15 protein-coding genes and 1 tRNA gene are annotated in these 14,819 nt (G+C 44.8%); 13 read left to right on the forward strand and 3 right to left on the reverse strand.

Features of this window, described 5'->3' with window-relative positions; translation table 11 throughout:
• Nucleotides 1-3: 3 nt before the first annotated feature.
• Nucleotides 4-888, reverse strand: a complete 885-nt coding sequence (purU, locus tag H3S82_RS04010) for a formyltetrahydrofolate deformylase (protein WP_198232578.1) — start codon at nucleotides 886-888, stop codon at nucleotides 4-6.
• 278 nt (nucleotides 889-1,166) lie between these two features.
• Here purU and H3S82_RS04015 point away from each other — a divergent pair, with 278 nt between their 5' ends.
• Nucleotides 1,167-1,841, forward strand: coding sequence for a hypothetical protein (locus H3S82_RS04015; RefSeq protein ID WP_198232538.1), 675 nt, complete (start codon nucleotides 1,167-1,169; stop codon nucleotides 1,839-1,841).
• Between the two features lie 414 nt (nucleotides 1,842-2,255).
• Here H3S82_RS04015 and H3S82_RS04020 read toward each other — a convergent pair whose 3' ends face one another.
• Together H3S82_RS04020 and H3S82_RS04025 are read right to left on the reverse strand one after the other, a co-directional pair.
• On the reverse strand, nucleotides 2,256-2,510 hold the full coding sequence (locus tag H3S82_RS04020; RefSeq protein ID WP_149867549.1) for a hypothetical protein: 255 nt from the start codon (nucleotides 2,508-2,510) through the stop codon (nucleotides 2,256-2,258).
• Nucleotides 2,511-3,180: 670 nt separating this feature from the next.
• Nucleotides 3,181-3,254 (reverse strand) — tRNA-Gln (locus H3S82_RS04025).
• A 324-nt stretch (nucleotides 3,255-3,578) separates the two neighbouring features.
• Between H3S82_RS04025 and H3S82_RS04030 the strand changes: the two genes are divergently transcribed.
• The 12 genes from H3S82_RS04030 to H3S82_RS04085 all read left to right on the forward strand — a co-directional run bounded on the left by H3S82_RS04030 (nucleotide 3,579) and on the right by H3S82_RS04085 (nucleotide 14,796).
• On the forward strand, nucleotides 3,579-4,991 hold the full coding sequence (locus H3S82_RS04030; protein ID WP_198225784.1) for a Ppx/GppA phosphatase family protein: 1,413 nt from the start codon (nucleotides 3,579-3,581) through the stop codon (nucleotides 4,989-4,991).
• A 2-nt stretch (nucleotides 4,992-4,993) separates the two neighbouring features.
• On the forward strand, nucleotides 4,994-5,710 hold the full coding sequence (locus tag H3S82_RS04035; protein WP_077973440.1) for an RlmE family RNA methyltransferase: 717 nt from the start codon (nucleotides 4,994-4,996) through the stop codon (nucleotides 5,708-5,710).
• 245 nt (nucleotides 5,711-5,955) lie between these two features.
• The gene (locus tag H3S82_RS04040) at nucleotides 5,956-6,156 is read left to right on the forward strand and encodes a hypothetical protein (RefSeq protein ID WP_198225199.1); all 201 of its coding nucleotides are present in this window, start codon (nucleotides 5,956-5,958) and stop codon (nucleotides 6,154-6,156) included.
• A gap of 3 nt (nucleotides 6,157-6,159) precedes the next feature.
• Nucleotides 6,160-7,182, forward strand: coding sequence for a GTPase ObgE (obgE, locus tag H3S82_RS04045; protein WP_198225198.1), 1,023 nt, complete (start codon nucleotides 6,160-6,162; stop codon nucleotides 7,180-7,182).
• A gap of 6 nt (nucleotides 7,183-7,188) precedes the next feature.
• Entirely contained in the window at nucleotides 7,189-8,313 is a 1,125-nt protein-coding gene (proB, locus tag H3S82_RS04050; protein ID WP_198232536.1) for a glutamate 5-kinase, read from the forward strand.
• A 151-nt stretch (nucleotides 8,314-8,464) separates the two neighbouring features.
• Nucleotides 8,465-9,724, forward strand: coding sequence for a glutamate-5-semialdehyde dehydrogenase (locus H3S82_RS04055; RefSeq protein ID WP_198232535.1), 1,260 nt, complete (start codon nucleotides 8,465-8,467; stop codon nucleotides 9,722-9,724).
• 26 nt (nucleotides 9,725-9,750) lie between these two features.
• Entirely contained in the window at nucleotides 9,751-10,338 is a 588-nt protein-coding gene (locus H3S82_RS04060; RefSeq protein WP_077970558.1) for a nicotinate-nucleotide adenylyltransferase, read from the forward strand.
• Nucleotides 10,339-10,465: 127 nt separating this feature from the next.
• Entirely contained in the window at nucleotides 10,466-10,924 is a 459-nt protein-coding gene (gene rsfS / locus H3S82_RS04065) for a ribosome silencing factor (RefSeq protein WP_370541216.1), read from the forward strand.
• A 1-nt stretch (nucleotide 10,925) separates the two neighbouring features.
• A complete protein-coding gene (gene rlmH, locus H3S82_RS04070; RefSeq protein WP_077970560.1) occupies nucleotides 10,926-11,408 on the forward strand; it encodes a 23S rRNA (pseudouridine(1915)-N(3))-methyltransferase RlmH in 483 nt (160 codons plus the stop codon).
• A 120-nt stretch (nucleotides 11,409-11,528) separates the two neighbouring features.
• Nucleotides 11,529-12,776 carry a murein hydrolase activator EnvC gene (locus H3S82_RS04075; RefSeq protein WP_198232534.1) on the forward strand — a complete coding sequence of 416 codons (1,248 nt, stop codon included), beginning with the start codon at nucleotides 11,529-11,531 and terminating at the stop codon, nucleotides 12,774-12,776.
• Nucleotides 12,766-14,076, forward strand: a complete 1,311-nt coding sequence (locus H3S82_RS04080; RefSeq protein WP_077970564.1) for a S41 family peptidase — start codon at nucleotides 12,766-12,768, stop codon at nucleotides 14,074-14,076. Before H3S82_RS04075 ends, H3S82_RS04080 begins: the two co-directional genes overlap by 11 nt.
• A gap of 204 nt (nucleotides 14,077-14,280) precedes the next feature.
• Nucleotides 14,281-14,796, forward strand: a complete 516-nt coding sequence (locus H3S82_RS04085) for an RNA pyrophosphohydrolase (protein ID WP_198232576.1) — start codon at nucleotides 14,281-14,283, stop codon at nucleotides 14,794-14,796.
• Nucleotides 14,797-14,819 lie beyond the last annotated feature (23 nt).

Raw genomic sequence — 14,819 nt, forward strand, 5'->3', positions numbered from 1 at the left:
TGATCACCCCATTCGTTCAGAAGCATAACTTCCCGGTGTCGCCGGAAAGACGACGGTCCGGTTGTCGTTGATAAAAACACGATGATGAATGTGGGCATGGATAGCACGTGCGAGAACCTGAGCTTCAACATCGCGTCCCAGAGCAACATAATCGTCAGCATTTTGAGCATGTGTCACGCGCACAATATCCTGCTCTATAATTGGTCCTTCATCAAGATCGGCAGTTACGTAATGGGCTGTTGCTCCGATAATCTTTACGCCACGCTGGAAAGCCTGCTTGTAAGGATTTGCGCCTTTGAAGCTGGGCAAAAAGGAATGATGAATATTGATGATTTGTCCCGGCATTTCTTTACAAAGCCGATCCGACAGGATTTGCATATAGCGCGCCAAGACAACAAGTTCGGTTCCTGTCTCCGAAATAATTTCGAATAATCTATCTTCGGATTCTTGCTTGCGGTCTTTGTGGACAGGGATATGGTAAAACGGCAGATCGTTATTAACGACCAATTTTTGATAATCCAAATGGTTGGAGACGACCCCGACGATATTGATTGGCAAAGCACCAATCCGCCAGCGATAGAGTAAATCGTTGAGACAATGACCGAATTTCGATACCATGACGAGAACCTTCATGCGATCTCGTGTATCAAAAAAATTGGCTTTCATAGAAAATTCTTGGGCAATTGGCCGAAATGCATCTTCAAGATCATGAATAGCTTTGCCGCCTTCACTGTCAAAACCGATACGACAGAAAAATTTTTTAGAAATCGGGTCGTCGAATTGTGAACTATTGACAATATTGCATGTATTTTTTGCCAAAAACGTGGAAATTGCAGCAATAATTCCTCTTTTTGCAGGGCATATGACGGTTAAAACGAAACTAGACATGGTCATTCAGAAAACTGTCCTATCGGTCAAATTGAGTTTATTCATAGCGCTTGTCTATTGATATGAATTTCGCTTAAAGGTCTTTTTAAGCAAATATTATGAATATAAAGTTATTTTCTCTTCTTGAAACTGAGGCTTAATATTCTTTTCTGAAAAATTCCGATTTACCCATATTCCACTTTATAAACATGGCAATTTTCCGCATCCGGTTATAAAATAAAACGGGTTTTGTGAAGAAACAAAATCGGGTTCATTAACTCTATTTGGCATGATTTAAATTGTTATCGAATAAAAAACCGGGCTGGTTTGTAGCTATTGTCGGGCCGAGTGGTGCCGGAAAAGACACAATTATAAACGCTGTTCATCATGCTCTCAAAAATAATCCGGAATTTCTCTTTGTTCGCCGTACGATTACGCGAAAGGCTGGCGTAAACAGCTTTAACGATCATGCTGAGACATCGCGAAATATTGGAAAGGAAGATAATATTGGAAATGAAGATAATATAGGCGTTTCGCTCGAGAAGTTTTTTGAACTTTCTGAAAAAGCTTCATTTTCCTTGCAATGGTTGGCCCATGGTATCCATTATGCTTTACCGATCGGGATTGTTGACGAGGTTCATAAAGGGAAAATCGTCATTGCCAATGTTTCACGTGCAAAGCTCGGACACGCAAAAGAACTGTTTGGAAAGGTTTATGTAATTGAAATCAATGCACCAATTGGAATTTTGAAAGAACGTCTCTTAGGTCGTAAAAGAGAAAAAATAACCGATATTGAGGAACGTCTTAAAAGAGCAAATATTCCGATCCATTTGCCTGAAGGAGCAAAATATTGTTATATTGATAACTCGGGAAATGTAAATTCTGCTGTCGATAAAATGTTATCTATTTTTCAATCATTATCATCAGAAAATCAGCCTTTACCCGATCATCAAATATCCCGAGAAATGAAATAACTTCAAAACTCTTTCTAAAAAAATCTATAAAATAAAACAGGAAGTTTATTAAAACCAAAGCGGTTGAAAAGTTAAAAAGCAGTGTGGCATTCAGCGCTTGATGGAAATGCCGCCCCCAAGAAACAGCGGGTCAAATAATATTCTTGTATGACCAGCAAGGAAACAACCGAACATGCCTGTCGGGATTGCACTGTCAGGAACAGATTGTTTCAAGTCTTTATATTTTTAAATAAAATGCGGCTATCGTCATTATAGAAAACAAATGACATAGAACATAATTGGCGGAATAACGGACAATTGGCGAATAAATCATCGAGCCTTGCATAACGAATGCGGCCATAAATGAGGAACGGGAGGTCAGCAATAAACCTCCATTCCTTTGGTTCATCTAAGTTCTTAATGAAAACCAACCGATCAGTCGGGTTCACCTTTATCTGGTTCGCTGGTGAAGAGATTTTCCCCGACGACATCTCTATCCTCGTCACTTAACGGGTTTTCAATGTCTTCAGCTTTCTTGTTCCGGGGACGAAACACACCATTATCGTCGCCTGTAACATCATCAAAAATATCGACAGTATCGACAGGACCGTTTTTTTCGTCATCCTGCTCATCGATTTTTTCGACGTCGACGACTTTTACATGTTTGCTTTTATCATCTTGGGTCATCATAAATTTCCTGTATTCGTTAGCCTGATTAAATGTGTGGTCAAATTGGACAGACTGCAAGATTAGATCATTTTTTTATCATTCGAGTAAAATGGGGCAATTATAAAATACGACAACTCGTCCATTATTGCACGAGTAACAGTCTCGTGCTTTCTGCCCGTTTTGTCAGTTTTTTTGATATTTCGAACATTAGAGTCTGGAATGGCCTGTTTGGTAGAAGAATAACAACAATTTAATGGCCGGTCTCAAGCTACGGGGCATGGTGAAAAAGCCTAGAATGGAAGCTCTGTAAAGTTTTAGACGGGAACTCTGTTATCACGAATGGCCCTGACAATATTCTCTGTAAAAATTTCAATTTAATATAATCGCAAATGATTATTCGGACGAAATGGGAATATTTGCCGCTTATCCGGATATGAATGCAAAAAACCGGCTGATAGCGGAAAGCCTTTCGAAAAAACATTGAGTCTTTTAAAAAGATAGCATTATGGCTCGCTATTAAATCAATCGGTGAAAGCGGTCATAAAAGCTTGGCAAAGTAGTTCGACAATTCGAACAAGAGGTAAATGAGCGGCATAAAAATTGTCTACCCCACGCTAAAAAAAAGTGTCTACCCTTTTCACCACAAAAAAATCAGAAAGTAAATTATATAATCATTTTCAAGAAGAAATATTGGCTGGGGAACCTGGATTCGAACCAGGACTGACGGAGTCAGAGTCCGCAGTTCTACCGTTAAACTATTCCCCAGCATTTCTGCTTCAAGCGAGAACAGGATGGCTTTTAGCATATCCATTTCAAGATACAAGCCTAAACTTCAGAAAATAATTTTTGCCTCTCCATTTCGGTTAGTGATCGGAATTCAAACAGAAAGAGCTTCGGAATGTGACGAACTTTTTATGAGCTCTCGCGAAAGATTCGCCGATTTTCTAGGCTAACTACCCAAAAAAATGAAGAACCGTGGTTCAAGCTATTGGTAAAAACGGGCAAGGCTGTTACATTAGAAACAACGAAAGATAATGAAGTGTCCATTGCGAGGAAATGTCCCCATGGCTCTTTTAAGGAAAGAAGATGATGACTCCGTTGATCGACAACTCCAAAGGGTCGGAGCGGGGAAAGCTTGGCGTAGATGATGCAAAAGGTTTGCACGAACGCCCGGAAAGGCACGAAAATGGTGGTAACGAACCGCCTTTAACAGAGTCTTTTGCTGTTCCCCCGTCTAAGAAAAAGCGCGCAAAACGGCGCCAGAAGGGAAAGCTGCGCGTTTTGCATGAAGGCACATCGGAGAGTGGAGCGGAAAAAAACAATCGCACGAAAAAACGTTCACGCAAAACGCCGACACTTACCAAACCTCATGATAACGACACTGTTCTAAAGAGTGCACATTCGGGTGCTTCCAAGGAAGAGACGAAAAGACATCACAATTCGGCTCGTCCACCAGCGCAAAGGGTGCCGCTTTACGCAGCACTTGATCTAGGAACGAATAATTGCCGTTTATTGATAGCTGCCCCTACGAAACCCGGCCATTTTCATGTTGTTGATGCATTTTCACGGATTGTACGTTTGGGGGAGGGGCTTTCTCGTACCGGTCGTCTTAACGAGAATGCAATGGAACGCGCCATAGAAGCGCTTAAAGTTTGCCGTTCGAAACTTGATCAAAGAACAATCAAACGGTGTCGGCTCATTGCAACAGAAGCATGTCGCGCGGCGGAAAATGGCCAATGGTTCATTGAACGGGCGGCTAGAGAAACCGGTATCAATCTTGAAATCATCGACCGGGAAACCGAAGCGCGTCTTGCTGTTGCCGGATGTGGTACATTGGTCGAAGCGGATACCGATGCCATTGTGGTTTTTGATATTGGCGGCGGTTCATCAGAAATTGTATTGATTGACCGCTCAAAGAAACGGTCTCCGCGTCTGGCAGAACATATCATTGCCTGGACATCGTTGCCTGTTGGTGTCATTACTTTGGCCGAGCGTTTTGGCGGTGAAAACGTTACAAAAAACGATTTCGAAAATATGAAGAATTATGTCCGCCATTTGCTCATGGGATTTAAAGGCCGTGACAAATTGGGTGCCTTGGCAAAAAGTCCGCATTTTCATTTATTGGGTACGTCGGGTACGGTAACCACTCTCGCAGGCATACATCTGGAACTAGCGAAATATGACCGCCGCCTCATCGACGGTATTTGGCTCAATAATGACGATGTTGAACGTATGACCAAACGTTTGCTTTCATGGAATTTGGCAGAACGGATTGCCAATCCCTGTATCGGGCACGATAGGGCCGATCTGGTGCTCGCCGGTTGTGCCATTCTTGATGTGATCAGAGAAGAATGGCCATCCGAACGATTACGCGTTGCCGACCGTGGCTTGCGAGAAGGAATATTGACAGAATTGATGTCACGTGATGGAGCATGGAGAAAACGCCGTCATATCAATGATCGTTTTCACTTGCGGAAAAATCGTGAAAGTGAGCGCCTATGACAATGAAAAAAACTGGAACACATGCAGGTGGAAGAGGCGGTGCCGGTACACATGAACTCCACACAAGGGTAAAAAAGAAAGCCGGAACAATCAAGGCTTCATCACGCCGGTGGCTTGAGCGACATCTGAACGACCCTTATGTGCATCAGTCAAAAATAGACGGCTACCGTTCCCGTGCGGCATATAAACTTATCGAAATCAATGAACGCTATCATCTCTTGAAAAAAGGACAAAAGATTATTGATCTTGGTGCTGCCCCCGGTGGCTGGTGTCAGGTAGCAGCCAAAATTGTCGGCTCTACAAATGATCATCCTTCTGTCGTCGGTATTGATTATCTCCACGTAGACCCGTTGCCAGGTGTTACAATGCTGGAAATGGATTTTCTTGATGATGATGCACCTCAAAAACTGATGGATGCTCTTGGCGCCAAGCCCGATCTCGTAATTTCAGACATGGCTGCACCGACAATCGGTCATAAGCAAACCGATCATATCAGAACCATCCACCTTTGTGAGGTGGCAGCCGATTTTGCCGTGTCTGTCTTGAAACCGGGTGGGCATTTTCTTGCCAAAACCTTTCAGGGCGGCGCAGAAAATGAATTGCTGACAATATTGAAGCAGAATTTCAAAAAAATTTACCACGTCAAGCCGCCGGCAAGTCGGGCGGAATCGGTCGAGCTTTATTTGCTGGCCTATGATTTTAAAGGTAAAACCGCTTGAATGGGCTATAAGTGGCTGCTTGTGGAGCCACTTTATAAGGCTCCAAAGCCATGCATTTCATATGATTTTATGTTTCGGGCAGAAAAATATAAAATTGAACATGTTCTAAAACGGGCGCTAGACAAAAATCGCCCGCGAGATCAAAAGGATTGTCGCAATTCCGGTGTGTTGCCTAAAATCATGTTGACGACCGGACCGATTTCGAAAACCTGTTGAAGAGACAGTGACTATCTCTCGGTTCGGATATGTTTGAAGTTAAAATGCGTTTCGTTGTCTGGCTGGATGATTTCGCGACAGAGCAGTTTTTTGCCAAAAGAGTCGATGTGATCATACTGACAGCGTTTGCAGATCAGGCTAAAATCGGGAGGGCTTTTTCGCTTTCCAACTCTATAGCCTTGTCTGGAACTTTGCGCTATGAGAGAGGCGAAGATCAACGAAGAGTATAAAAAATGAAATTTCTCGATCAGGCGAAAGTCTATATCCGCTCCGGTGATGGCGGAGCAGGTGCAGTTTCCTTCCGGCACGAGAAGTTTCTCGAATTCGGCGGGCCCGATGGCGGTGATGGCGGTCGGGGTGGCGATGTCTGGGCTGTTGCGGTCGATGGTCTCAATACCTTGATCGATTACCGCTACCAGCAACATTTCAAGGCAAAAACCGGTACGCATGGTATGGGCCGCAATATGACAGGTGCCAAAGGCGCAGATGTTATCTTGAAAGTACCGGTCGGTACCCAAATTTTTGAAGAAGATAACGAAACGCTTATCTGTGACTTGACAGAGGTCGGGCAAAAATTTTGTCTGGCAAAGGGCGGAAATGGCGGTTTTGGCAATCTGCATTTTACCACGTCGACCAATCGCGCGCCCCGTCGAGCCAATCCCGGACTTGAGGGGCTCGAGCGCACAATCTGGTTGCGTTTGAAATTGATTGCCGATTGTGGACTTGTCGGCCTTCCCAATGCCGGAAAATCCACTTTTCTTGCGTCTGTTACAGCTGCAAAACCCAAAATTGCCGATTATCCATTTACCACATTGCATCCTCATCTCGGCGTGGTGCGTATCGACGGGCGTGAATTCGTCCTTGCGGATATCCCTGGTCTTATAGAAGGTGCCCATGAGGGCGTTGGTATTGGCGACAGGTTTTTAGGCCATGTCGAGCGCTGTCAGGTTCTCCTTCATCTTGTGTCTGCACAGGAAGAAGATGTCGCAAAAGCTTATCAGATTATCCGTGACGAATTGGAAGCCTATGGTCACGGGCTTTCCGAAAAGCCGGAAGTTGTTGCTTTGAGCCAGATTGATATTCTTGATGAAGAAACAAAACAGATAAAACAAAAACAGCTCGAACAAATTTCAGGGAAAAAAATCCATCTATTGTCAGCAGTGACGCACGCAGGAATAGAGGAAACTTTGCGTTCCATTGCCCGTATTATTGAAGAAAGTCGCAAAGAGCAGGTGGTGAACGAAGCCGGAGAATAGGCATTCATGGTGCAGGAATTAAAAAAACTCGATCAATATAAACGTATTGTTGTCAAAATCGGGTCAGCTCTTCTTGTTGATCGCAAGCACGGTCTTAAAGCCGAGTGGCTTGAAAGCCTGATTAATGACGTCGCTGCATTGGAGAAAAAGGGCGTAGAGATTCTTCTGGTTTCTTCCGGTGCTATTGCCTTGGGACGGACACTCTTGAAACTTCCGTCGGGTTCGCTCAAACTTGAGCAAAGTCAGGCATGTGCGGCAATCGGTCAGATCGAACTTGCCAAAGCCTATGGGGCCCAATTGTTAAAACATGGCTTGATGACGGGCCAGATTCTCCTGACACTCGTCGATACGGAAGAGCGCCGCCATTATCTCAATGCAAGGGCAACAATCAACACGTTACTTCATTTTGGCGCAGTTCCTGTCGTTAACGAGAACGATACAGTTGCAACCGGTGAAATCCGTTATGGCGATAATGATCGGCTGGCAGCGCGCGTTGCAACAATGATGGGGGCGGATCTCCTCATTCTTTTATCCGATGTTGATGGTCTTTATTCTGCACCGCCGCATCTTGACGATCATTCGCAATTCATCCCCTATATCCGTTCGATTAATCCGGCTATTGAAAAAATGGCGGGTGTTGCCGCTTCCGAATTATCGCGGGGCGGAATGAAGACAAAACTTGAAGCAGGCAAAATTGCCAATCAATCCGGAACAGCAATGATTATTACTTCGGGTAAGCGCCTCCATCCACTAGCGGCTATTGATCAAGGTGAAAGAGCAAGCTTTTTTGCAGCGAGCGAAAAGCCCGTAAGTGCATGGAAAACATGGATTTCCGGCCAGCTTGACCCGTCCGGCACATTGACGATTGACGAGGGGGCGGTTCGTGCTTTGAAAAGAGGCAAGTCGCTTCTTGCCGCCGGTGTTGTCGCCATCGAAGGGGATTTCCATCATGGCGATACAGTGGCGATTGTCGACAAAGACAAACTCGAAATTGCAAGAGGATTGGTCAGTTATGATCGCGATGAGGCCGATCGTATTATCGGATTGAAAAATTCCGAGATCGAAGCTGTTTTAGGTTATGAACCAAGATCTGCAATGGTTCATCGCAATGACATGGTTTTGCGGAGTTAGTCATTATTCGTTATCAATAATATTTGTCGGGCTTATATTATAGATATCGTTCCTTGAGCTTAACGGACTTTGCCGGTCATAATATATATTGAGTTATCGGATGTGATGTGGCTAACTGCCGGAAAGCGGTGGTTTAAAAGGAAAATATTTCATGGCTGGTTTGCACGACAATCTTTTGAAAATGGGTAAAGATGCCCGCTCGGCTTCCCGGACATTGGCGCTTAGCCCCTCAAAACAGAAGACGCAAGCACTTGAAGCGATCGCCAAAAATATTCGCGACCATCAAGCTGATATATTGGCGGCCAATGCCAAAGATATAGAGAAAGCCAAAAAAAATGGCATGAGTGCAGCTCTTGTCGACCGGCTTTTGCTTGATGAAAAACGTATTTCTTCGATAGCCGATGCCGTTCATACAATCGCCAATCTTCCTGACCCCGTCGGCGAAATTATGAGTGAATGGAAACGCCCGAACGGGTTAGAAATCCAGCGCGTTCGCACACCCCTTGGCGTTATAGGTGTCATTTACGAAAGCCGGCCTAATGTGACTGCCGATGCAGGCGCCTTATGCCTGAAAGCGGGTAACGCTGTTATTCTTCGCGGTGGCTCCGATAGTTTCCTGTCGTCCAAAGCCATTCATGAAACAATGGTTGAAGGCTTGAAGTCTGCCGGTTTGCCGGAACAATCTATCCAGTTTGTCGACACAGTCGATCGTGACGCGGTGGGAGAATTGCTCACCGGTCTTGATGGAAATATCGATGTTATTGTTCCAAGAGGAGGAAAAAGCCTTGTTGCGCGTGTACAAAAGGAAGCACGTGTTCCGGTGTTCTCCCACCTTGAAGGTTTGTGCCATATCTATGTTGATAAATCTGCCGATCTCGACATGGCAAAAAAGATAATTATCAATGCCAAATTGCGGCGCACAGGGATATGCGGTGCGGTGGAAACTATTCTTGTTGACAAAGCGATTGCCGATAAGATCATTCCGGTTATTATTGCACTTCAACAGGCGGGTTGCGAAATTCGTGTGAGTGACGATCTCCTCGATAAAATTCCGGGTGCCAAGCTTGCCACAGAAGCTGACTGGTCGACCGAATATCTTGATGCCATTGTATCGATAAAGACAGTCAATGGTGTAGAGGGGGCAATCAATCACATCAACCGTTATTCATCCCACCACACAGAGTCGATTATTGCCGAAGATAAAAAGGCAGTTGACCTGTTTTTCAAAAGTCTCGATTCCGCTATTCTGATGCACAATGCGTCGACACAATTTGCTGATGGTGGCGAATTCGGTTTTGGCGGTGAAATCGGTATCGCAACGGGCAAAATGCATGCGCGTGGTCCGATCGGTGTCGAACAATTGACGACATTTCAATATCATGTCAACGGTAACGGGCAGATACGTCCTTGAATGACTTTTTCCGATATGAAAACAAAATGCCGCATTGCGAAAGCGGCAACCGGATAGGCCTTTTTGGCGGGTCGTTCAACCCGCCGCATGAAGGACATCTCCTCGTTGCAAAAATTGCGCTTCGTCGATTGAAACTTGATGAGTTGTGGTGGATGGTGACCCCCGGAAACCTTCTGAAAGACAGAAGCGGGCTTTTGCCACTTCATGAGAGAATGCGTTTAAGTGCCGAACTTGTTGACGACCCACGCATAAAAATTACCGGCTTTGAAAAGAAAATCAAATCCTATACGTCGATCACAACGCTCTCCTATATACTCGCTCGCCATCGCAATATTCGTTTCGTCTGGGTGATGGGTGCCGATAGTCTTGCGACATTTCATCAATGGCAGGAATGGAAAAAGATTGTGGCCATGATCCCGATTGTTATTATTGACCGGCCATCGGCCTCAATGTCGGCACTTTCTTCTCCCATGGCGGAAACATTCCGGAAATTCCGTGTTAAAGAATATGATGTCGGCGCTCTGCCCTATAAAAAACCTCCCGCATGGGGATATATCCATGGCCGACGCTCTTATGCATCTTCTACGGGCTTGCGGCAGAAAAACGCGAAGTAGAGAGGAAGCGGCGAGCAAGGGCAAAATAAGAAAAATACCGATTTTCCTTGAAAAAAAGCGGCAAGTCTGTAACTTTTATTAATCAAGAAACTGGTGGTAAAAACGAGAATTTATATCGGGTTGAAAGGTGAATAATCTGAAAAAAACTATTGTGACACAAAAGAAAAATAGAATTGGCAAAGACGCGGCGGCCCAAGAAAATTTACAAGCCGACAATACCGGTTTGATCGTTGAAAATAATTTGCAACGCGTTCTTTCGAGCCTTGATGATTCAAAGGCGGAGGATGTTGTTACTATTGATCTTCGTGGTCGTTCCCCGTTAGCCGATTATATGGTGATTGCTTCGGGCGGTTCGCAGCGCCATGTTTCGGCATTGGCGGACCATCTTCTCTATGCCATGAAAGATTGTAATAAAGGTCAAACCAGAGTGGAAGGCTTGAGTGAGTGCGATTGGGTGCTGATTGACCTCGGTGATATTATCGTGCACCTTTTCCGGCCGGAAACACGGGAATTCTATAATCTCGAAAAGATGTGGAACACGTCCGACGAGGGTGACCGGATTCATTTGCGAGTCGGAGAAAATTGACGTGCAGATTTCGGTATTTGCCGTCGGCCGTATGAAAAAAGGGCCCGAGCAGGAACTTGTCAGCCGTTATTTTGACCGTTTTTCAAAATTGGCTCCGTCATTGGGGCTGAGCTTTCAAAATGTCCATGAAATTGTGGAGAGCCGGTCACAAAACGCCAATCAAAGGATGGAAGAAGAAGGAGAGAACCTTCTTGGCACTTTGCAAGAGGGGAGCCGTCTTATTGTTCTTGACGAACGCGGCAAGTCAATGACATCGGTTCAGTTTGCCCGTAAATTGCAAGATTGGCGTGATGCCGGCTGCAAACATCTGACGATAGCTTTGGGTGGTCCCGACGGGCATTGTGAAAAAGTACGAAAGCGGGCCGATTTATTGTTATCATTCGGGGCAATGACATGGCCTCACCAGATCGCGCGCATTTTGCTTAGCGAACAGATCTATCGCGCCGCAACTATTTTAAGTGGACACCCCTATCATCGCGTGTAAAATCGGGCTTTAGCGAAAAACTGTTAAATTACCTGTTTGTTAACACGATCTTAGTCTGATGCGTTTATAACTTTTTCGTTTAGAGCAGTTCGAATTGGTAGAATGATAAAATGCATTATCATGCGTGTTGGTAAGATTTTATCCTCTTTAAGTCGGGGGGGTGTCGTTGCATGCTTGATATTGTTTTGGCCATATTGGTCTTTTGCAGATGAAAATGCGAATAAGGAAGCTGCTAATAAAGCATTAAATGACATTCGCGCGACCATGACGCTGTCACGCCAGAAAATGGCGCAATTGGCCAGTCAGGTTGATAGTCTTAAAAAAGATCAGCGAACCTTGACTTCCGAGATTGTCAAAGCAGCCAAAAGCGAGCGTGAAACTTCCGAAAAAATAGCTCAGAGTGAAGAAAAATTAACAAGACTTTATGATGAAAAGTCGAAAGTCAAACAGGATCTTGAAAGTCGCAGAGGAGAATTTTCTGAAGTTCTGGCTGCTCTTGAACGCATGGGCCTAAATCCTCCGCCGGCTATTCTGGTTGAACCGGGTGATGCCCTGAAATCTGTGCGTAGTGCTGCACTTTTGGGAACGCTTGTTCCGGAAATGCGCGAAAAAACATTGTCCTTGTCGGCTAGTCTCAAGGATATGACAGCAGTTGAAAACTCTATCAAAGCACAACATGACGAGTTGAAAAATCAGGTTCAATTACAGGCAGAACAACAAAAACGTTTAAGTTTGCTCGTTGAAGAAAAAGCAAAATTGCAAAAAACTTCGGAAAACGAATTGGCAACACAGCGTAAAAATGTTCTCGAGCTTTCCGAAAAAGCCAAATCGCTTGAAGATCTGTTAACCGAGCTCGAGCGTCAATTACGTCAGGACAAAACAGACAATAATTTCAAACTTGAAGATACCGAATTGACACGCAACCTCGATTTCGAAGGGAAAAAGGGAAGTCTTGTTCTGCCTGCAGCCGGAAAAATTGTGCAGAAATTCGGGGAAAACAACGGGGCAGTCCTTGGGGATACTGTTGAAACGCAACCGGGTGCTATTATAACTGCACCTGCCGATGGTGTGGTTGCTTATGCCGGACCTTTTCGTTCCTATGGAGAATTGGTTATTCTTGATACGGGACAAAATTATCATATATTGCTTGCGGGCATGAACAAGGTTAATGTTGTGCAAGGACAATTTTTGCTTTCAGGTGAACCGCTTGGCACGATGGGGAATCAACAAATTGCTAGCGCGGCGTCTTTGGATATAGGCAAAACTACTCCGATGCTTTACATTGAGTTCAGAAAACTAGGTAAACCTGTAAATCCGGCACCATGGTGGATGGCTGGTAAGTCGGGAAGGAACCAGAATGATTCGTAAATTGACTGTTTTAGCTGCCGGTGCATTGCTGGGCGCAAGTTCGATGATTATGATGCAATCCTTTGCAGCTAATAATGACGGTGACACCTATAAACAGCTAGCCATTTTTGGTGACGTCTTCGAGCGCGTGCGGGCACAATATGTGACAGTGCCGGATGACAAAAAGCTCATTGAAAATGCGATCAATGGTATGTTGACCTCGCTTGATCCGCATTCTTCCTATATGAATGCTGAAGAAGCAAAAGATATGCGGGTTTCCACCAAAGGCGAGTTTGGCGGCTTGGGCATTGAAGTGACTATGGAAAATGACCTTATCAAGGTTGTTTCGCCAATGGAGGATACACCAGCCTCCAAGGCCGGTGTTCTTGCTGGTGATCTTATATCCAAAATTGATGGCGAGCAGGTGCGCGGGCAAACTCTGAATGATGCTGTCAGCAAAATGCGTGGCGAAGTCGGCAAACCGATCAAACTGACAATTATCCGTAATGGTGTTGATAAACCGCTCGAAATTACTGTCATTCGCGATATTATCAAAGTCAAGGCGGTCAAATATCGGGTCGAAGGTGATGTCGGTTATTTACGTCTCATCCAGTTTACCGAACAAACTTATGATGACCTTCAGGCAGCCATTAAAGACATCCAGTCGAAAATTCCGTCAGACAAGCTCAAAGGATATGTCCTTGATCTGCGTTTGAATCCGGGCGGATTGCTGGATCAGGCTGTCAGTGTATCCGACGCATTCCTTGATAAAGGCGAAATTGTTTCAACGCGTGGGCGTGATCAGGCAGAAGTCATGCGTTTTGATGCAAAGCCGGGCGATATTTCTAATGGCAAGCCGTTAATTGTTCTCATTAATGGTGGCTCGGCCAGTGCTTCCGAAATTGTCGCTGGTGCTTTGCAGGATCATCGCCGTGCGACAGTTCTTGGTACACAGTCATTCGGAAAAGGTTCGGTACAAACAATTATTCCGCTTGGTGATAATGGTGCTTTGCGTCTGACAACGGCGCTTTATTACACACCTTCGGGCGCTTCAATTCAGGGTAAAGGGATAACGCCGGATATCAAGGTCGACCAGCCATTGCCTGATGAATATAAAGGCTATGACGTCAATTTGGGCGAATCCGAATTGAAGGGGCATATCAAGGGTAATCAGGAAGATGATAAGGGTTCGGGTTCTGCCGCCTTTGTCCCGAAAGACCAGAAAGATGATATCCAACTGAATGAAGCCTATAAATTGCTTCGTGGTGAAATGGCCAATGCTGCTTTTCCGCCAAATCCGCAAAAAGGCGTTCCGAATTGAATACAATAAAAAGCGCGTTCAACGCGCTTTTTATTTGTCAAAATCGTGCTTTGGAAGCTTGCCCTCTAAAGGAAAGATCTGAAACGGAAGGTCCCGATTTTTAAAATATAACTTAGGGGTGGCAGGCTTGATCAAAGCGTTATAGAATCTTGATATGATTTCGGATTGCAACACATTTGGTAATAAAAGATGACAAAAAACGATATGGATAAACAAAAAAACAAGACAGATTTGCCTTACCGTAAGTGCGTTGGAATCGCCTTGTTTAATAAAGACAATCAGGTATGGGCCGGACGGCGAATTACCAACCGTTTAAGCGAGCTCGAAGGTGCTTCCAAAATATGGCAAATGCCGCAAGGGGGAATTGACAAGGGTGAACTCCCGATTGAAGCGGCAAAACGTGAACTTTATGAAGAAACCGGTGTCCGTTCGATAGAATTGATTGCGGAGACTGAAGGGTGGCTGACATATGACTTGCCTAAGGAGCTCGTCGGCATTGCATTGAAGGGGAAATATCGCGGGCAAACACAAAAATGGTTTGCATTCCGCTTCACCGGTGATGACAAAGAAATTGCGATCAATCCACCTCCCGCAAACAATACAGCAGAGTTCGATCAGTGGAAGTGGGTGGATCTGGAAGCACTTCCGATGATGGTTGTGCCGTTTAAACAAGCCGTTTACGAAAAAGTTGTTGCCGAGTTCCGGCATATCATTGCTTGATATTGTCAAGTGAATGAAATTTT

This window comes from Bartonella sp. M0192, assembly GCF_016102305.1.
GTDB classification, from domain to species: Bacteria; Pseudomonadota; Alphaproteobacteria; order Rhizobiales; family Rhizobiaceae; genus Bartonella; species Bartonella apihabitans.